Genomic DNA, 18105 nt, shown 5'->3' on the forward strand with positions numbered 1-18105 from the left:
ACCCATGAACACGATCAAGATCACCAGAATGGCGTTGCTCTGCGGGGCAAGCCTTTTCGCCGGTGCAGCACCAACGGCAGTCTGGGCACAGGAAGCCGAACAGCCAGAGCCTGAGTCTGCCGAACCCGAGATCGTCGTCGTGGGCACGCAGATACAGGGCGCGCAGATCAATGACGTTCTGCCCGTCACCGTGCTCGACGAACAGGCTATCGAGAACACGGGCGCTGCATCGGGCGACGAACTGTTTCGCGCCATCCCCCAGGCGGGGACCGTCGCCTTCAACGAACAGAACGAAACCACCGCCAATAACGCACGCGGAGATGTCGGTTCGATCAACCTGCGCGATCTCGGCACGGGCAACACGCTGCTGCTGATCAACGGCAGGCGCATGACGTTGCACCCCGGCTTTCAGACCGAACTGCTGGTTCCCGTCGTCTCGTCCGACACCAACGAGATTGCTCCCGGCAGTGTGCGGCGTATCGAGGTCCTGCGCGACGGCGCATCGGCAATCTATGGCGCCGATGCGGTCGCGGGTGTGATCAACACCGTGCTCAAGGGTAACCTGCGGGGCGGATTCCTCGAAGCGGACTGGCGCGCGTCCGATGGGACGAGCCTCTACAGCTACCGCCTCAGCGGCGGGCTTGGCTTCGATTTCGGCGGTGGCCGCGGCAATCTGACGGTTTACGGCGGATATTACCATGAAAACGGCATGCCCGCGTCGGAGCGCGACTATGCCGCCGACGACAACCGCCTTCCCCTGGTGGAAGGCACGGATTTCGAGGGCGATTCCTCGTTCAACAATCGCAATACCTTCGGCCCGTTCGGTCAGTTCGACATTCAGGCCCCGTCGGGCAGCACACCGATCGGGGATGACGATTTCTATCTCCAGCCGAGCACGTTCGACAATTGCCGGCTCGATTTCGGGGGCGGCATCTGCGCGCGAAACGGATCGACGCCGACATCGGCCGTTCGCTACAATCGCAATTCCGGCAACAATCTGATCAGCGAGAAAAATCGCTACAATGCGATGGCGCTGCTGAGCTACGAGCTGAGCAGCAGCGTCGAAGCGTATGTCGAGGCGAGCTACTACCGGTCGGAAAACCGCCGGAACATCACGCCATCGGCGATTCTCAGTGCCGTTCCCGTGGGCATCTCGCGCGATGCCTACTACAATCCCTTCGGGCCTGAGACGCGCGACGGTGAACCCAATCCCCAGCGCCTGCCGGGGACCACGATTTCACCGGACGGCGCCGATCTCATCATGGAGCGTTACCGCTTCGTCGACGTCGGCAATCGCGATATCTCGGTGGACAAGAACGCCTACCGCATGGTTGCGGGCCTGCGCGGCAATTTCGGCGCGTGGGATTTCGATACCGGCTTCGTCTATTCGGAAGCGGATACGATCGACCTCGCGCGCAACCGCGTCTCGCTCACGCTGATGCAGCAGCAGATCAATCTCACGACTCCCGATGCCTATAACCCGTTCAACGGCGGTTGTGTGGACGATCCGGGCAACGGCGATTGCACGCCCAACCCGCAATCGTCGATTGATCCGTTCAGGATTTCCGTGTTTCGCAAGGGGGGCACTTCGCTCGCGCTGGCCGATTTCAAGATCAGCCGCGACGACCTGCTCCCGCTGCCCGGAGGCGACCTGGGCGTGGCCGCGGGCGTCGAATGGCGGAAGGAAACCTTCTATGACGATCGCGATCCGCGGCTCGACGGTACGATCACTTTCACCGACAGCGTGACGGGCGAATTCAATGGCAGCGACGTGGCCGGCACCAGCCCTTCGCCCGACACCAGCGGCAGGCGCCAGGTGTATTCCGCATTCGCCGAAGTGTTCGTGCCTATCGTCAGCCGCGACCTGAACGTTCCGCTGGTCGAAGAACTGAACCTCCAGCTCGCCGGCCGTATCGAACACTTCAAGGATATCGACGAGACCGCTGCCGTGCCGCGCGTCGCGGCATCATGGACGGTCGTCCCGGGGGTCACCTTCCGCGGCGCATGGTCGAGAGGGTTCCGCGCCCCCAACCTGGTGCAGGTCAACGACGAGGGCACGACCCGATCGAACACCCGCGACGACTTCATCGTCTGCCAGGCACAGGTCGAAAAGGGTCTCATCGACGATCTGGGCGCGTGTCCCGGTGCCGGCGTGATCAGCTACCGTTCGGGCACCGAGAACCTCGTCCCCGAAGACAGCACGAACATCAATCTGGGCGCAGTGTTCGAACCCGGGTTCATCCCGGGCCTGACGTTGACCGTGGATTACTGGCGCGTGAAGCAGACGGGCCTGGTCGGCACCTTCGGCGACGACAACGCCATCGCGCTCGATTACCTTCGCCGCCTCGATGGCGGTTCCAACCCCAACGTCGTTCGCCTTGCGCCGACCGCCGAAGACATTGCCCTGTTCGAAGGGACGGGCATCGCCCCCGCAGGCAAGATCGATTACGTCATCGACGACTACCTCAATCTGGACAGCCGCATATCGAAGGGATGGGACTTCGGCCTGTTCTATCGCGTGCCCGACTTCGGGCTCGGCAAGTTCCGGCTTCGCTTCAACGCTGCCCGGCTCAAAAGCTTCGTCCAGTCGGCCGGTCCCGACGGTCAGGAACTGCTCGCCGGTATTGCCGCAGGCGTCCTGCCGCTCGACGTCACGGTTGGCGGGCTGGGCGAGCTGCTGGAAGTGAACGGCAGGCCGAAATGGCGCTTCAGCGGATCGGTGAACTGGGGAAGCGGTCCGGTGGATGTCGGCCTCTTCGGCAACTACGTTGGCAAGGTTTACGACACCAGCGTCTCGCGCGACGATCCGATCGTTTCGGACGATCCGAACGCCAACTTCTTCCCCGTCGATCCCTTCTTCACCATGAACCTGTCGGTTGCCTATTCGATCAAGAACGACACGCCGCTCGACGGGACTCGGCTGCGCTTCGCAATCAACAACCTGTTCGACGAAGATCCGCCGCTCGCGGACGAGACTTACGGCTTCTACAGCGATCTGCACAGTGCGCGGGGGAGAGTGTTCCATGTCGAACTGCGCAAGAAGTTCTGAAGCTTCCAGGCAGCCTGGATAGTCTGTCCTGGGGCCAGGGTACCGCGCTGGTTCTGGGGGATGCGCGAAAGCGCCTCACCCAGAACCTTTCGGATCGTCCGGGAAGTCGTCGGAACACCCGGCAACAGCGGAAAGTGCCGCGCGTGGTGCCGCTTCGGCGGTTCAGCCCGCCTTGCCGACTTTGCGGATGACTGCCACGCTTCCGATCGCGACCACGCGGTCATCCACGTAGATCGTCGATTCGGCTACGACGCGGCGCTGGTCGTGGTGGCGCACCCTGCCTTCGGCGATGATCGTTTCGGTATTCTCGCCGATCGGGGCGAGGTAGCGCAGCTGAAGATCGACGGTCAGCAAAGTCTCGCCCACGTCGATCATGGTCAGCGCGGCACCGGCGCCTGCGACGTCGATCAGCGATGCAGCGACGCCGCCGTGAATCGTTCCCGTGAAATTGGCCAGGTGACTGCCCGGCCGGCAGGCGAACCGCATCTGTCCCCGCTCGGCCGATAGCGGCGTGACCCCGAGGGTCCCGACGAAGCCGGCGACCAGGCCCGCTTCGACCCATCGCTGCGCGATTTCCAGCCCGCTGAGGCTGAGGTCGAGATCGAACTGCGGCAGAATGCCGGTGATGCTTCCCGATGTCATCGCGGGTCGATCCCGCGCCCTGCGGTCAGCGATCCGAAGCGGTCCACGGCAGCTTCGTACTGCTGCTCCAGCTCGGCCACGATCTCGGCCACGGGCTGGATCGCGCGAATGGTCTGCAGGCCCTGCCCGGCGGCCCAGGTATCCTTCCACCGTTTGGCGGGTGACTGGCTGGAATCGTAATTACGCTCGCCGGACGGACGGCCGAGATCGTCGGGATCGAGGCCATTCGCCACCAGGCTGGGGCGAAGCCACGAGGCCGCCGTTCCGGTGATGGCGTCGCTGACCACGAGATCCCCGGTCCCGTGATCGACGATCATCTGCTTGTAAGCCTCCGGGGCCAGGCTCTCGCGCGAAGGGATGAACCGGGTGCCCATGTAAATCGCGTCGGCCCCGGCGGCGATTGCGCCGGCGATGCCCGCGCCGTTCGAAATCGCCCCGCCGACCACGATCGGACCGTCGAAGAATTCGCGCACCGTTGCGATGAATGCGAACGGCGACAGCTGCCCGGTGTGCCCGCCCGCGCCCGCGGCGATGCAGGCAAGCCCGTCGGCGCCGGCATCGGCCGCCTTCCTGGCCAGCGCGAGATTGACGACATCGGCGATCACCATCCCGCCGTAGCTTTTGACCACCTCGATCACCGGGCGGGGCGAACCCAGCGCCGTGATGACGATTGGCGGACGATATTCGGCGACGAGCTTCAGATCTTCGGCAAGCCGGGCGTTGCTGCTGTGGGTGATGAGGTTGACCGCCCAGGGGGCAGGCGCTTCCCGCGCAGTTTTACCGGCCGCGGCCGCCAGAGAGTCCGAGATCGAACCCATCCAGACGTCGAGATCGCCGACGGTGCGGCAATTGGTGGTCGGAAAGCTGCCGACCACGCCGGCCTGACATGCGGCAACGACCAGATCGACCCCGGATACGAGGAACATCGGAGCCGCAAACACCGGCAGCCGCAGCGAAGGCGGCAATTGCGATCGGCCGTCGGATCGCTGGACGCCGTGACTTGGCAATTCGTGGTTCAATGCATCACCCATGATGTTTCGCCCTGCAAGGCCGGTCGTCAGGCTGCGGAAGCCCAGGGGCCCCGTTCCAGAATGGTCACGACGGTCGCCGCTTCTTCGCCGCGGAGGAACCCGCCGCCATTTTCCGCCAGGCCCATACGCGCGCCTTCGATTTGCCCGCTGCCCGCTTCGCCCCGCAACTGCAGCGCCAGATCGTGCAGCTGGATGATGCCCGTCGCACCGACCGGATGGCCTTTCGACAACAGGCCGCCCGAGGCATTGACGGGCTGGCGGCCGCCCAGGGCGAAATCGCCTTTCGCCAGCCGCGCGCCGACGGTTCCCGGTTCGGCCAGGCCGAGATTTTCGATCTGCTGCAGCTCTGCATAAGCGGTCGCATCGTGGACTTCGACGCAATCGATGTCCTGCGGGTCGACGCCCGCCTCGCGATAGGCGGCAATGGCCGTCAGGCGGCCGATATGCTGTTCGAAATCGTCCGTCTCCCGATCGACCCCGCTTCGCAGAACGCTTGCGCGGATCGTTACGGCTCGCGCCTTCGCGCTTTCGAGACGCTTCAGCCCTGCGGCATTGCACACCACCGCCGCCGCCGCGCCGTCGCTCAACGGGGCGCACATCGCGCGGGTGAAGGGAAATGCGATGGGCTTGTCCGCCATCACTTCCGCGACCGTCATCGGCTCGCGGTATTGCGCCCGGGGATTATGCCGGGCGTGAGTGTGGTTCTTGGCCGCGATCGCCGCAAAATCTTCCTGGCGCGTTCCGAACCGATCCATGTGCGCGCGCGCCTGAGCGGCGTAGAGATCCATGAATATGCTTCGGCTGCCCGCGCTCCGATCGTCGGCATCGCCACCCAGCGAGCGGACGAAAGCCTTGGTCGCGGGCATGTCGTGGATGTCGGTCCCGCCTTCGAATGCGGCGGCCATCGCTTCGGGGCGGTCCGGGAAGACCATCTTCTCCGCGCCCACGACCAGGACGATATCGGCCATTCCCGCCTTGAGGTGAGCCATTGCCTGGATCAGTGCGGAAGATCCGCTGGCGCACGCATTCTCGATATTGACCACCGGTACGCTTTCGAAGCCGAGCGGTCGCAGCGCGATCTGGCCGCGCACGGTGTTCTGCCCTTCCAGCATCGGCTGGCGCGTATTGGAAAACCAGGCCGCATCGATATCGCCGACGCTGGCGCCTGCGTCCTTCAGCGCGGCCTCCACCGCCTCGCGCACCAGAGCCTTGACGCTGGTGTCGGGACGCTTGGCGAGGCGGGTGCAGGAAATACCCGCGATATAGACCGGCTCGGTCATTCGGGGCGCCGCCGCTGGACGATGCGGAAGCGGGAGGCGGCGAATGCGAGATCGGCCAGCGAGGCATTGCCGGCCGGGTTCAGCCCGGTGACGTGATAATCGCTGTAAGCGGCCGCGAAATTGATCCACATCGTGCCGTGCAGGTTGATCGACAGGTTCGCGCCCGCTTCCTCGTAAGCGTCGGTCGAGCGGGCGATGAAGTCCTCGTCGGTCGAATAGAGATAGGTGGCGATCGTGCCGTTTTCCTTCGCGAGCCGCGTCGCCTGGGCAACGGCATCGTCGCCGTCGTCCGTGGGCACCACGAACAGGATGGGCCCGAACTGCTCGTCGGCATAGAGCGCCTCGGCCTCCTTCGGAACGATCGCGACGAGCGGGGACAATGTCCGCGCGTCCGGATAGTCGGGATGGGCATAAGGCGAAGCTTCGCGCACGATTTCAACATCGTCGCGCCCGGCCAGTTCCTCGCGCACCCGCGCCACCACGTCCATGCTCAATTCGGCCTGCACGGCACCCATGACACTGGCGGCGGCAGCAGGATTGCCGACAAGGGCATCGATTTCCGAAGCCAGCGCCTCGGCAACATCGCGCGGGCTCGCTTGCGACGTTCCGGCAGCGATCCCGCCGCGCGGGACGAACACGGTCTGCGGGCTGGTGCACATCTGGGCCGAAAACAGCGCGGTCGAGCGGGCGATTGCGCGGGCGCTCTGCGAAAGGTCGGCCACCGAATGCATCACGACGCTGTTCACGCCGCTGGTTTCGGTAAACAGCGCCTTGCGCGTTATCGTGCTTTCGAGATGCGAGCCGTAGCGGGCGCTGCCGGTGAAATCGATGATCTGTACCGCAGGATCGGCGATGAACTGTTCCGCCACCGGTTCTTCGACCGTATCGGTCGCGAGGGTCACGACGTTAGGATCGAAGCCGAAGTCTTCCAGCACTTCGCGTGCGACAGCGACGGTCATCGCCACGGGAAGGATCGCGATCGGGTGCGGCTTCATGATCGCCGGATTGCCTGTCGCCAGATTGGCGAACAGCGCCGGATGCGCGTTCCAGGTGGGGAACGAGGCGCAGCAGATCACCAGAGCAAGCCCGCGCGGCATGATCGTGTAGCGCTTGTCCAGGGCCACGTCGTCCGGGCCGAACTTGCGGCGCCAGACCGCATTCGGCGTCACGTCGCGCATTGCCTTTACCGCGTAAGCGAGCGCTTCGATCCCGCGATCAAGGGCGTTGGGCCCGCTGCCTGCAAAGGCCTGGACATAGCTTTGCCCCGCGACGTGCATGATGCCGTGGGCCATTTCGAAGTTTCGGTCGTAAAGCCGCTGGGCGATTTCGAGGCAGACCATCGCGCGGGTTTCGAAATCGACCTTGCGCCAGCTGCGCAGGGCCGCGCTGCCGGCTGCGATGAGCGCCGCCGGTTCGCTGCGCGGATAAGTAATGCCCAGGGCTTCGCGTGTGTAGGGCGACACTTCGTTGCCGATCCATTCCGCGATGCCGGGCTGATCGATCCCGTAGCGGGTGCCGAGAAGCCGTTCGAACGCGGCGCGCCCCGCCGCCGGCTTCTCCGCGCCGTGAATCTTGCTGGAGGGGGAATCCGAAAACGGGCTCCAGCTTTCGCGCGTGGCGACGGCCTCTATCGCGCGTTCCAGGGTGGCGCCATGTCGTTCCGCCAGCTGCTCGTAAGCCGCGTTGTCGGGTGCGGCAGGCTTGCTCGCCATAGTGTTCGGTCCTTCGTCAAATTCGAAAAGTGGGGCGGTGCGCGGGGAAGCGGCGGCTGCAGCCTTCCGCTTCCCCGGCGAAATCTCGCTCAGACGGCGATCTTGTCCCCGTCGGCCCAGGTCGCGTGGAAGCCCGCAGGCACGCGAGCCGGCAGAGGAATGCGGGCGATCGGTCCCTGGGAGAATTTCTTGGCATCCAGGATCAGCACTTCGGATGCGCCGCTTTCGGTGTGCGTGACATATGTGATGACGTAACCATCGTCTTCGTCCTTCGCGTTGGCGCGCGGGGCGAAGACGGGTTCCGAACCGCCAAGCTGGTCGTCGAAGAGGTATTCCTCCTTCGCGCCGGTTTCCAGGTCGTACTTGATCAGACCCTCGAACCGCTGAAGATTCTCGTTCGCCATCGCGACATGGTACGACCAGCGGGTCTTGCGTCCGGCATAGGCCTGGTTGATGGCGGGAAATTCGCTCAACCGGTCGTCGAGCTGGCGCGAGGTGATCTCACCCGTCTTCATGTTCATCCGCCATTCCCAGGCATAGGCGTGGAGCGCCAGGATGTTGACCATGCCGCCGAACTGCCCGTGTTCGGGGTTCGGCTTGAAGTTGTTCGGCGTCATCCGGCAGGCGATCATGACGACTTCGTCGCCTTCCTCCCACGAATTGGCGACGTGGTAGAGATAGCAGGGATCGGTTTCGAACCACTTCACGTCCTGCGCAGTGCCATTGCGCGGCACGACGCCGAACCGGGCGCCGCGCTGTTCGGTCCTGATCTGCCACATGCCGTTGCGGATGCCGCTGTCGGTGAAGACGACCGGCAGATCGTGCAGGATCACGTAGTTTTCGGTGAACCCCATGTCGTGCGGCAGGCGCGGCCCGGGCAGATCGATCTTGGCGAAATGCGTAAGCTCGTTATCGGCGCTCACCACGCCGAAGCTCATCCAGGGTTCGTAGAGAGAATAGTCGAAAAACAGGAACTCGCCCGTTTCGGGATCGACTTTCCCATGCGCCGATACGTTTCGCGGCAGCTTGCCGCCGAAATCCTCGTTGCCGAGGGTTTCCAGCGTTCGGGCGTCGAGCCGCACGGGTGTGCCGGAGATATACCACAGGGCCATCAGCTGCCCATTGTGCATTACCAGATCGGTGTTGGCCGTGTCCTTGTACACTTTGTTCGGCCGGTCGCGGTTTGCCGGGACCAGGACCCCGCGCGCATCCGCACCGTCGCCCTTCATGTCGGCGAGATTGTCGTCCGACAGAACATAGCGATTGCGATATTCGGCCTTCCCGTTTTCGAAATAGATCGAATGCACCATGCCTTCGCCGTCGAACCAGTGATGCGGCTCGTCGGGAATTTCGAAGGGGTTGGGGCCATTGCGCACATATGCACCCCACAGATCCGTGGGCAGTTCACCGATCACGGCGAGGTCGGTCGCGGTAACCTCTTCCAGCTGAGGGGCATAGAAGCCCTGGACGTAAGGGTTCAGCGCGTTGACGTTTCCCTCTGCGAGACTGGCGGCATTCATGGCGACTCTCCTTTCGAAGACGAGTAACAAAATCGGTCTATTAATGCAAGTTAAGGTGTTTTGCGCGACCACGGGAAGAAGCGCGGGGTGCGCTGGCAATAGGCTTTCCACGCGTCACCGCGGGTTCGGCGCATGTGCGCTTCCTTGAACGGGCCGGCCGATCCGAACCCCATGAACCAGGTCGCGAACAGCGGGCCGACGATCGTCAGGAAGCCGAAGGGATGGGCCAGCGCGCAGAAGAAATATCCCCACCACATCACCGCCTCGCCCAGATAGTTGGGCTGGCGAACGATGCTCCACGCACCCGTGTCGAGAATCTTGCCGCGATTGGCCGGATCGGCGCGGAAGCGGGTCAGCTGGCGATCGGCGACCGCCTGCAGCGTGAAGCCCGCCAGCCATACACCGCCCCCGACGACCGCCCATACGAGCGAAAAGTGCGCCACCACGGCAAAGGCAAGCGGGGCGGCCCATAGCCAGAGCGTCACGCCCTGCAGGGCATAGACCTGACACAGGCTCCACCACGACCATTGCGTGCCGAACGCCTGACGCCAGGCGGCATAGGGCTGCCGTTCTTCCGCATGATTCTGCGCGTGCGTCTGAATGACCAGACGAACCGCCCAGAGCGATACCAGCGACAGAATCACCGGGGCCATCCCCGCGCCCGTGCCCGACGTGCCGGGAGGCGAGGATAGAAACGCGGTCCAGGCAACGACGGTCGGCGCCAGTGGATAGGCGATGTCCATAAAGCCGTGATTGCGCTTTGCGCTGCCGAGCACCCATGTGACGAAAAGCAGCGTCGCGGCTGCCAGGCCGCCCGCAAACCAGGCGGAAAGCGCTTCGCCAAGCGCGCCGCCCCGGACGGCGATGCCGAGCGCGAACAGTGCGGCGGGGATGCCGGCCAGCGTGAAATGCCAGGCCTTGCCTTTGGTCTTCTTCGGCATCTTTGCCAGCCAGGCGACCGCCAGCAAGAGCAGGGCCCCTAGAACAATCGCGTCGATGGCTGGCAATGCACTTCTCCCGATAGCCTCGACACGCATTAAACTTTTTAGGTCTTTTAATGCAAGGGACAATCTGATGAGGTGAGCGGAGTTGCTTCTCACGCGCAAAGCGCTCTACATCGAAACCGAATGACCAGATCCCCTCCCGCCAGATCCCCTTCGGTGCGTGCGCTGATTACCGGCAATCCTGTGGCGCTGGCCCACGCAGTCGTCGGCGATGCGTGGACGCAGCTCATTTTGCGAGAGGCATTTTACGGGGTCCGCCGGTTCAACGAATGGTCCGACGCCCTGCATATTCCGCGCACCGTGCTGTCGGGACGGCTCAAGCGGCTGGTCGACAACAAATTGCTGGAAAGCGTCGTGCCGGAAGGCCGCAAGCGTGCCGAATATCGACTGACCGCGATGGGGGTCGATCTGTTCGGGGTCGCGCTGATGCAGGGCCGGTGGGAACGCGATTATGCGCCATCGCCCATGCAGTCGCGTTACGACATGGTGTTTTACGATGCGGCGAGCGGGGAACGGCTGGACCCCGTGGTCCTCAACGGCGTCGGCGGCCCGACGATCGATCCCTATCAGGTGGGTTGGGAAGCCGGCCCCGGACTGATCGAGCGCGATGCCCCGGCGCAGCGGCGCTGGCGCAGCAAGCCGCCGCCGATCGATCGGCCGATGATCGACCGTTCGGTCAAGATCATCGGCGATTACTGGAGCTGGCTGGTCGTCGGCTGCGCTTTCTTTCGCTTGCGTCGATTCGAGGAAATCCTGTCTGCGGCCGGCATGGCGCCGAACATCCTGTCGGACCGCCTGTCGCGCCTCGTCGCAGGCGGGGTGCTGGAAAAGCACGCCTACCAGTCCGGCCCTGAGCGCTTTGAATATCGCCTGACCCAGTCGGGCAGGGGCCTCTATCCGGTTGTCCTGGCGACACATGGGTGGTCGTTGCGCTGGCTCTGCGATGCTGCCGACCCGCCGCTTTCGCTGATCGACCGCAACACCGGGGAGTCCCTTCATCCCGTGGTCTGCGACAGCCACACGAAAATGCCCATCGCTGCGAAGGCCACGCGCTGGGTGATGCAGAACCCCGCATCCCCTCGCCGCGCGGTTCCTGACGCAGACTAAACGCGCTTCCAGTGCCGCCGCCTGCCCGATCGTGGGCACTGCCATCCGCTAACGACCTGCCGCCCCGCCGGACCCGACGCCAGCGGGCGCCGGGTGCTGCCGATTCGCGTGACGGGGCGCAAAGACACTGCTTGCAGTTAAGTCCATTTGTGATATCCATCCCGCAGAAATCGATTCCGAGCCTAACGGAACGATCGAGGGAGAGCCCATGAAACGCGCGACCACATTGTATCTCGGAACGGCCCTGGCTTTGGTTGCATGGCCGATGGCTGCAACAGCCCAGGACGCAGGGAATGCGGAGGTTGATGGCCCTGCGGAACCCGCTGAGGACATGGCCGGAGAGAGCGATCCGTTCACCATCGTCGTGACTGCGCAGCGCCGTGAACAGGATCTCAACCGTGTCCCCATCTCGATAGAGGTGCTGGGCGGCGACAAACTGGCCGACACCGGAATCAGTACATTGGAAGAAGTGACCCTTAGCGTCCCGAACTTCCAGATTACCCAGACCGGCCTGACCACCCAGACCTATATCCGCGGGATCGGGTCGGGTAACGACCCGGCTTTCGAACAGTCGGTTGCCCAGTATGTTGACGGTGTCAGCTATGGCCGGGCCCAGCTGACGCGCGCTCCGTTCTTCGATCTCCAGCGGGTCGAGGTTCTGCGCGGGCCGCAGTCGATCCTGTTCGGAAAGAATTCCACTGCCGGCGCTCTCAACATCATTACCGCCGAGCCGACCGATATGGTGGAAGCCGGGGTTACGGCCATCTACACCCCGGTGTTCGATGGCGTGGAAGGGCAGGCGTTCGTCTCCGGCCCGCTGGCGCCCAACCTGGCCGGGCGGATTGCGGTTCGCGGTCTGAGCGAAGACGGCTTCGTCTACAACACCGTCAAGGATCGCGACGAGCCGCAGCGCGAAGAGCTGGCCGGCCGCGGGACGCTGCAATACGATTCCGGCCCGTTCAAGGCGACGCTGAAGGGCGAGTATTCGACCTTCGACGTTACCGGCAGAAACCTGCTGGTCAGCCAGGATGTCGCCACGCGCACGCTGCCCAATGGCGCGCCGCTCGACTTTGCGACCGCGCTGGCGGGGGCGGGGCTGCCGGGCGTTCTGCAGGACACCACCTTCAATTACCGCCGTCAGGCCGACGCGGACGATTACGACCGGACCGACTTCTGGAACGCAACGCTGACGACCGAAACCGAGCTGGGCGATTCGCTTCTGACCACGGTGACCGGCTATCTCGGATATGACCGCACGACCAGCGTCGACCTCGATTTCACCTCGGCCAGCATTCTCGGCGCGCTTACCCGCGAGAATTACGAGCAGATCAGCCAGGAAGTTCGCGTCGCAACGCCGGACGACCGCACGCTGAGCGTCGTGGGCGGTGCCTATTTCGAGCACAACCGGCTGGAATATTCGGACGTCACCAGTTTCGGCCCGAACCTCGCCAACCTCGGCTACGGCGTCATTTCGGACATCGGCGTGGCACGCGATTTCGAACAGACCAGCACCACTTACGCCGTGTTCGCGCAAGTTCAGTGGCGGGTGAGCGACAGGCTGCGGGTCATCCCCGGATTGCGCATCGCGATCGACGATAAGACCGCCAGCCGTACGCTCGTCGCCCGCCAGGGTGCCTTCAGCTTCGACGGCCCGCTGGTCACCGCGCCGACACCGATCGTGGTCTTGCAGAGCGCGCTCGGCTTCTCGCTCAACAATCCCGGCGCGGGCACCGGGCATGACTTGTCCCGCAGCAGATCGGAAAGCAACGTTGTGCCTTCCATCGCGCTGGAATTCGACGTCACCGACGACGTTCTGCTCTTCGGGTCCTATCGCGAAGGCTACAAGGGGTTCGGGTTCGATGCCCGGTCGAACAACAACCAGTCGTTCGGCTTCGACGATGAATATGTGAACGCTTATGAAGCCGGCATTCGCGCCAGCTTTGCGAACAATGCCGCTTCGGTCGGCCTGACGCTGTACCGTTCGACATATTCGGACCTGCAGATCAGCCAGTTCGACGGCACGGTCGGTTTCAACGTCGGCAATGCGGGCAAGACGCGGACCCAGGGCGCGGAAGCGACTGCGCGCTATACCATTGCCCCGGGCATCGCCTTCAACCTGTCGGCGGCCTATCTCGACTTCGAATATCTGGATTTCCGGCGCGGCAATTGCGCGTTCGGCGAAACGCCGGATGGCGACGTCGTCAACGGGGTGCAGCTGTGCGACTATACCGGTGAACGCGGTCGCTTTACCCCGAAATGGAACCTCTACGGCGGGCTGAATGTGGATCGGCCGCTGTTTGGCGATATTCGCCTGAAGGCCAATGCGGACGTATCCTATACCGGCGAACACAACGTTCACGACAACCTGGACCCGGCGGGGATCGTCGATGGGTACACGATGGTCGATGCCCGGATCGGGTTCGGCACCGACAGGTGGACGATCGCCGCGGTGGGCCGGAACCTGCTCGACGAGCGGTTCCGGACGTACGCCGCGCAAGTGCCTTTCGCCAGCAACGTAGGGGCGAACACACAGTACGCGACGGCATCGCGGCCGCGCTCGGTGGCCGTGCAATTGCAGCTTCGTTACTGACAGGCGGACGATGCCCTCGAAGGCGCTCACGTTCTATGGCCGCTTCCTGCCGTCGTTCACCCGTATCGGATATGTCGCCCGGGGGCTGCCTTTGCGGCCCCCGGCCGGCTCTCTCGCCGGGCAGAGATGGCTGGTTACCGGGGCGACCGGCGGCATAGGCCGGGCCGTCGCGATGCGCGCCGCGCGACACGGCGCGCGCGTCATGGCCGTGGGGCGCGACCCGGCGAAACTCGCAGTGCTGGCGCGTGCATCCGAAGGGATCGAGCCGGCGCAGCGCGACCTGTCGCGGGTATCGGAAAATCTCGGCCTGGCGGAAGAATGCGGCAGCATCGACGTGCTGGTCAACAACGTCGGCGTGCTGGCGACCGCGTATGGCACAACGGCAGAAGGGTTCGAGACGAGTTACGCCACCAGCCTGCTCGGCCACTTCGCGCTTACCGAGGCGCTGATCGACGCGGGCAAGCTCGATCGCGCCGCAATCGTCAATGTGACATCGGGCGGCCTCTATAACGCCCCGCTCGATACGGCGCTGCTGAATCTCGACCGCGGCGCCTACAACGGCTTTCTCGCCTATGCGGCGAACAAGCGGGCCCAGCTCGCGCTCGCCGATCACTGGGCCGGGCGCATCGGCTGTGCCTATGCGATGCACCCCGGATGGGTGGCGACGGCGGGCGTTTCCGATGCCCTGCCGTGGATGGATCGCTGGCTTGGCCCCCTGCTGCGTTCGCCCGATCAGGGGGCCGACACGGCGATCTGGCTTGCCAGCAAGCGGCCGGCGCCCCGGCCTGACCGGGTCTGGTTCGACCGGGCCGCGCGTACCGCACACCATTATGCCCACACCAAAAACGCCCCTTCCGGCATCGACGATCTGCTGGCCAAGCTGCAGGCGGACGTTGCCCGGGCGAAGGACGGTCAATGACAACCAATACCGAACGGGTCGTACGCTTCTTCGACCACTGGCACGCGGCACGGATCGACGACATGGTCGCCATGTTCGCGCCCGATGGCCGCTTCCATTTCTCGGCCACTACCAAGCCGCCGGCGGTGGGGCATGACGAAATTCGCAAGTTCCTGACGGATTACAGCGATCTTTCCGTGACGAAGCGCCTGCGGATCAATGCGATCGCCCAGGCGGGACCGGACGTGTTCTACGAAGCGGTCGAAGACTTCGACCTCGCGAACGGACGGCGTGTCATCACGCCATATGCGGGGGTGGTGCGTGTGGAAAACGGCCGCTTCACCGACTGGCGCGATTACTTCGACCGGGCCACGATCGACGGCCAGGTGGCGGGCGAATACGGCCTGCCGCACTACGCGCTCGAACTGCTGGAACGCCCGGAAGATTGATCGCATGAGCATGAAGCCCCCCGCGACCGTACTGCTCGGCGATTTCATCCTCTATGCCATTGCCCGACATGGCACTGCGCCTGCGTTCATCGATGATCGCGGGCAGACGAGCTACAGCGAATTCGGCGCCATGGTCGCCCAGGCGCTGGCACGGCTCGAAGCGCTCGGCCTGCCCGAAGGGGCAACGATCGCCCAGCTTAGCGAGAACTGCACGCGCCAGTACGCGCTCATGGCCGCAGCCTATATCGGCGGTTACCGCTCGCTCACCCTTCACGCGAAGGGCGGGCGCGAGGATCAGGCGTATATTCTGGAAGACAGCGGCGCGGCCGTTCTGGTTGGCGGAGAAACCATGATCGCCGCTGCGATCGAGCTTGCCGCCATGAGGGGAATTGCCTGCTATTCGCACGAGGCGTGCGCCGGGGCGGAGCGCTTCTGGCCCGATGGGGCGCCCGCGCAGCCGCTTCCCTCGCGAGCGAAGGGTGGGGCGGAAAGCATCATCCGGCTGGCCTATACGGGGGGCACCACCGGGCGGCCCAAGGGCGTGATGCTGTCCAACCGCGCGCTGGCCGCCAACACCGTCATGGCGCTGACCCGGATCGATTTTCCGTCGCAGATCCGGTTCCTGTGCCCTGCGCCGATCTCGCACGGCGCCGGCTCGATCGTTTTGCCGACGCTGATCCGGGGCGGCACGGTCATCCTTCAACGCGAATTTTCGACTGCCGGATTTGCCGCCGCTGCCAAGCGGCATCGCGCCACGGTGAGCTGGATGGTGCCGACGATGATCGGGGCCCTGCTGGACGATCCGCAGTTGCCGGATGACGCGCTGGAAAGCATCGAAACGCTGATCTACTCGGGCGCACCGATGGAACCTGCCCGCGTGATCGAGGCGGTCGAGCGTTTCGGCCCGGTCTTCGTGCAATGTTACGGGCAGAGCGAAGCGCCGAACACGCTGCTGATACTCGACAAGGCTGCGCATCGCGAGGCGCCGGACGCTGCGGGAACCCCGTTCCCCTTCATCGAGATCGAATTGCGCGACGAACAGGGGGCAGTGGTCGAACCCGGCGAGGTCGGGGAAATCTGCGTGCGCGGCCAGCTTGTGATGAGCGGCTATCACGCAAGGCCGGAAGAAACCGCTGAAGTCCTCGACGATGGCTGGCTGCGCACCGGCGATCTCGCCCGCGTGGGGGCGGACGGCCGGTATCGCATCGTTGGGCGGGCAAAGGACATGATCATCACCGGCGGGTTCAATGTGTTCCCCGCCGAAGTCGAAGCCATCATGGCGCGCGACCCGGCTGTATCCTCTGTTGCGGTGTTCGGCACGCCGGACCGCAAATGGGGCGAGAGGGTCACGGCGCTGCTGGTGCCGAGAGCGGGCTGCGATGTCGATCCCGACCGGCTGCGCGCCGCCGTTCGCGAGGCGAAAGGGCCGGTCCACGTGCCCAAGGCCATCTTCACCACCGACGCGCTGCCCAAGACCGGCCTGGGAAAACCCGACAAGGTGGCCATGCGCCGCCTCTACGCCGAGAGCGGGGGTTAGGTCGTAGGCTCATAAATTTCGAAAGGCGGGAAGCGACTTCGTTGCGGACATTTCGACAAAACCCGTTACGTGACGTGGGTGAGATAGCTAGAAAGTCGCCTATGGACGAAGATTGGTTTGGGGTTTTGATTTGGGGCGCTTCTTTTTTGGGTGTCCTGCTTCTGCGATGGTCTTACCGAACCGGAGAAAGCCCAACAGGCTGGCCGTTCAGCGTCACTCGCCGCACTAAACCGGGACTCTATTGGTTTGATATGGTCATCGTCCTTGTGGCTACCGTCATGAGCTTTGGAATAGCGATTGTATGGCTAATGCGTTTGGCGACAGCATAAAGAACGATTCCCACCCCAATCTCTGCCGTTCGGCTAATGAGTCTACGGGCTAGTCCCGCTCTCTGATGCTGGCGTAGAAGTCCGCGAAGGCGGCCTCTCCCCCTTCCATCTCGCGATAGGGCGCAAGGTCCGAGATCTCTTCGGCGTTTCTGGCGAGCCAGGCCGTGTCGGCATCCGCGCTTCCGCCGCCGGCCCCTTCGACCATTGCGGCCCGGCGGAAAGTGCCGCCGCCGCAGACCCAGATCTGCCCGTTCACATCGCAGGCGGGGGATGCGAGCCATGCCGCGGCCGGGGCGGCGCGATCGGGGGACAGGCGCGGATCGCCTTTGCCGTCCTGCGCGCCGGTCATCTTCGTCGCCGCGTAAGGGGCAATGACATTGGTCCGAATGTCGGTGCGCGCCAGTTCGAGCGCGAGCGACCGGCCATAGGCGATCAGCGCGGCTTTCGATGCGGCATAAGGGGCCCGTCCGCGCAGCCCATGCAGCCCCGCAGACGATGCGACCAGCACGATCCGCCCGGCGGGCGATCGCTGCAGATGGGGCAGGGCGGCCTGCACCAGAGCGGCATTGGCAAAGAAGTTGATGTTCAGGACATCGCGCAGATCGGCCGGGTCGCTATCCGCCACTTTGGCGGCGGGGCCGGAAATTCCGGCGTTCAGGATGATGGCGTCGAGCCTGCCGAACTGATCGATGGCGCTGCCGACGATCGCTGCCGCCGCGCCTTCGGGCTCGACGGAATGTTCGTCCAGCCCGGCGCGATGCCCGGCAGCCCGCAGATCCTCGACCAGTGCGGCTGCCGAGCTGGGCCGATCGGGATGGACCCGATTGTTGACCAGAACGGTGTCGCCCTCTGCCGCGCAGGCCCAGGCGAATGCAGCCCCCAGCCCGGCGCCTGCCCCGGTGACGAGCGTGACGCGATCGAGGGCGTCGGTGCGATTGGTGATTGCCATGTCCGCGC

13 protein-coding genes are annotated in these 18105 nt (G+C 64.4%); 6 read left to right on the forward strand and 7 right to left on the reverse strand.

All coding sequences use genetic code 11. The features are described from left to right. Positions 1-4: 4 nt before the first annotated feature. Positions 5-3049, forward strand: coding sequence for a TonB-dependent receptor domain-containing protein (locus tag AM2010_RS12960; protein WP_053044087.1), 3045 nt, complete (start codon positions 5-7; stop codon positions 3047-3049). 162 nt (positions 3050-3211) lie between these two features. Here AM2010_RS12960 and AM2010_RS13835 read toward each other — a convergent pair whose 3' ends face one another. From AM2010_RS13835 to AM2010_RS12990, 6 genes are all read right to left on the reverse strand, one after another. Beyond that, entirely contained in the window at positions 3212-3691 is a 480-nt protein-coding gene (locus AM2010_RS13835) for a PaaI family thioesterase (RefSeq protein ID WP_053044088.1), read from the reverse strand. Beyond that, positions 3688-4722, reverse strand: a complete 1035-nt coding sequence (locus AM2010_RS12970) for an NAD(P)H-dependent flavin oxidoreductase (protein WP_082132927.1) — start codon at positions 4720-4722, stop codon at positions 3688-3690. Before AM2010_RS12970 ends, AM2010_RS13835 begins: the two co-directional genes overlap by 4 nt. 26 nt (positions 4723-4748) lie before the next feature. Continuing rightward, positions 4749-6002 carry a thiolase family protein gene (locus AM2010_RS12975; protein ID WP_047807430.1) on the reverse strand — a complete coding sequence of 418 codons (1254 nt, stop codon included), beginning with the start codon at positions 6000-6002 and terminating at the stop codon, positions 4749-4751. After that, entirely contained in the window at positions 5999-7714 is a 1716-nt protein-coding gene (gene paaN / locus AM2010_RS12980; RefSeq protein ID WP_047807431.1) for a phenylacetic acid degradation protein PaaN, read from the reverse strand. Before paaN ends, AM2010_RS12975 begins: the two co-directional genes overlap by 4 nt. A gap of 89 nt (positions 7715-7803) precedes the next feature. Next, positions 7804-9234, reverse strand: coding sequence for a carotenoid oxygenase family protein (locus tag AM2010_RS12985; RefSeq protein WP_047807432.1), 1431 nt, complete (start codon positions 9232-9234; stop codon positions 7804-7806). Between the two features lie 50 nt (positions 9235-9284). Then, positions 9285-10241 (reverse strand): DUF1295 domain-containing protein, encoded by a 957-nt coding sequence (locus tag AM2010_RS12990; RefSeq protein ID WP_047807433.1) that lies wholly within the window; start codon positions 10239-10241, stop codon positions 9285-9287. A gap of 120 nt (positions 10242-10361) precedes the next feature. Here AM2010_RS12990 and AM2010_RS12995 point away from each other — a divergent pair, with 120 nt between their 5' ends. From AM2010_RS12995 to AM2010_RS13015, 5 genes are all read left to right on the forward strand, one after another. Next, positions 10362-11345, forward strand: a complete 984-nt coding sequence (locus AM2010_RS12995; protein WP_047807434.1) for a winged helix-turn-helix transcriptional regulator — start codon at positions 10362-10364, stop codon at positions 11343-11345. A gap of 265 nt (positions 11346-11610) precedes the next feature. Next, complete coding sequence (locus tag AM2010_RS13000; protein WP_160325579.1) at positions 11611-13935, forward strand: TonB-dependent receptor; 2325 nt, start codon at positions 11611-11613, stop codon at positions 13933-13935. Positions 13936-13945: 10 nt separating this feature from the next. After that, positions 13946-14854, forward strand: a complete 909-nt coding sequence (locus AM2010_RS13005; RefSeq protein WP_053044089.1) for an SDR family NAD(P)-dependent oxidoreductase — start codon at positions 13946-13948, stop codon at positions 14852-14854. Further along, positions 14851-15282 (forward strand): nuclear transport factor 2 family protein, encoded by a 432-nt coding sequence (locus tag AM2010_RS13840; protein WP_053044090.1) that lies wholly within the window; start codon positions 14851-14853, stop codon positions 15280-15282. The genes AM2010_RS13005 and AM2010_RS13840 overlap by 4 nt, the downstream gene beginning before the upstream one ends. A 4-nt stretch (positions 15283-15286) precedes the next feature. Continuing rightward, entirely contained in the window at positions 15287-16819 is a 1533-nt protein-coding gene (locus AM2010_RS13015) for an AMP-binding protein (RefSeq protein ID WP_053044091.1), read from the forward strand. 378 nt (positions 16820-17197) lie between these two features. On the opposite strand, the gene AM2010_RS13020 is transcribed toward AM2010_RS13015, so the two are convergent. After that, positions 17198-18097 carry an SDR family NAD(P)-dependent oxidoreductase gene (locus AM2010_RS13020; protein WP_150115294.1) on the reverse strand — a complete coding sequence of 300 codons (900 nt, stop codon included), beginning with the start codon at positions 18095-18097 and terminating at the stop codon, positions 17198-17200. Positions 18098-18105 lie beyond the last annotated feature (8 nt).

It is taken from the genome of Pelagerythrobacter marensis, from assembly GCF_001028625.1.
GTDB lineage: Bacteria > Pseudomonadota > Alphaproteobacteria > Sphingomonadales > Sphingomonadaceae > Pelagerythrobacter > Pelagerythrobacter marensis.

Excerpts from the sequence above, each read along its gene's own strand:
- AM2010_RS12970 (WP_082132927.1), bottom strand. The coding sequence starts at position 4,722 with ATGGGTGATGCATTGAACCACGAATTGCCAAGTCACGGCGTCCAGCGA.
- AM2010_RS12960 (WP_053044087.1), top strand. The coding sequence starts at position 5 with ATGAACACGATCAAGATCACCAGAATGGCGTTGCTCTGCGGGGCAAGC.
- AM2010_RS13000 (WP_160325579.1), top strand. The coding sequence starts at position 11,611 with ATGGCTGCAACAGCCCAGGACGCAGGGAATGCGGAGGTTGATGGCCCT.
- AM2010_RS13015 (WP_053044091.1), top strand. The coding sequence starts at position 15,287 with ATGAGCATGAAGCCCCCCGCGACCGTACTGCTCGGCGATTTCATCCTC.
- AM2010_RS13005 (WP_053044089.1), top strand. The coding sequence starts at position 13,946 with ATGCCCTCGAAGGCGCTCACGTTCTATGGCCGCTTCCTGCCGTCGTTC.
- AM2010_RS13835 (WP_053044088.1), bottom strand. The coding sequence starts at position 3,691 with ATGACATCGGGAAGCATCACCGGCATTCTGCCGCAGTTCGATCTCGAC.
- AM2010_RS12985 (WP_047807432.1), bottom strand. The coding sequence starts at position 9,234 with ATGAATGCCGCCAGTCTCGCAGAGGGAAACGTCAACGCGCTGAACCCT.
- AM2010_RS13840 (WP_053044090.1), top strand. The coding sequence starts at position 14,851 with ATGACAACCAATACCGAACGGGTCGTACGCTTCTTCGACCACTGGCAC.
- AM2010_RS13020 (WP_150115294.1), bottom strand. The coding sequence starts at position 18,097 with ATGGCAATCACCAATCGCACCGACGCCCTCGATCGCGTCACGCTCGTC.
- paaN (WP_047807431.1), bottom strand. The coding sequence starts at position 7,714 with ATGGCGAGCAAGCCTGCCGCACCCGACAACGCGGCTTACGAGCAGCTG.
- AM2010_RS12975 (WP_047807430.1), bottom strand. The coding sequence starts at position 6,002 with ATGACCGAGCCGGTCTATATCGCGGGTATTTCCTGCACCCGCCTCGCC.
- AM2010_RS12995 (WP_047807434.1), top strand. The coding sequence starts at position 10,362 with ATGACCAGATCCCCTCCCGCCAGATCCCCTTCGGTGCGTGCGCTGATT.